Here is an 821-nt window from a genome sequence, read left to right on the forward strand (position 1 = left end):
TTGGCGCCGATGACCCGCGAGTACCAGTGCGCGCTGTCCTTGGGGGTGCGCTGCTGGGTGCCGTAGTCGACGTGGACGATGCCGAAGCGCTTGGAGTACCCGTAGCCCCACTCGAAGTTGTCGAGGAAGGACCACAGGAAGTACCCCGTCACCGGTGCACCGGCCTCGATGGCGTCGAGCACCGCGCCGAGGTGGGCGCGCAGGTACTCCACCCGGTCGGCGTCGTGGACGGCCCCGTCGGCGGTGACCTCGTCGGGGTAGGCCGCCCCGTTCTCGGTGACGACGAGCTCCAGGCCGGGGTGCTCGGTGTGCATCCGCACCAGCAGCTCGCGCATGCCGCGGGCGTCGATGCTCCAGCCCATCGCGGTCTTGGCGCCGGGCTGCTCGGGGAACTCCACGAGGGAGGCGCTGGCCACCCACGGGCTGTGCGCGCTGGCGCCGTGCCCGTCGGCCTCCTCCCGCGGGGAGCTGCCGTCCCAGGCCCGCACCACGGTGGGGCTGTAGTAGTTGATGCCGAGGACGTCCAGCGGCTGCTTGATGAGCTCCAGGTCGCCGTCGAGGACGAAGGACCAGTTGCTCACGGCCGCGGTGTCGATGAGCACGTCCGCGGGGTAGGCACCCTTGAGCACGGGGTCGAGGAACACCCGGTTCTGCAGGCCGTCCACCCGGCGCACCGCGTCGAGGTCGGCGTCGCTCGTGCCGTCGGTGCGCACCCACGCGAGGTTGAGGGTGAGGGCGACGCGGGCGTTCGGGGCGGTCCTGCGGACGGCGGCGGCGCCGAGGCCGTGGGCGAGGTTGAGGTGGTGCACCGCGGCCAGCGC

1 protein-coding gene is annotated in these 821 nt (G+C 72.4%); it reads right to left on the reverse strand.

Annotated elements, in window-relative coordinates:
- The coding region (locus ABEB16_RS22360) for a glycoside hydrolase family 1 protein (protein WP_345714352.1) at window positions 1–821 on the reverse strand (821 nt) is incomplete at both ends.

It is taken from the genome of Kineococcus glutinatus (genome assembly GCF_039542765.1).
Taxonomy (GTDB): Bacteria; Actinomycetota; Actinomycetes; order Actinomycetales; family Kineococcaceae; genus Kineococcus_A; species Kineococcus_A glutinatus.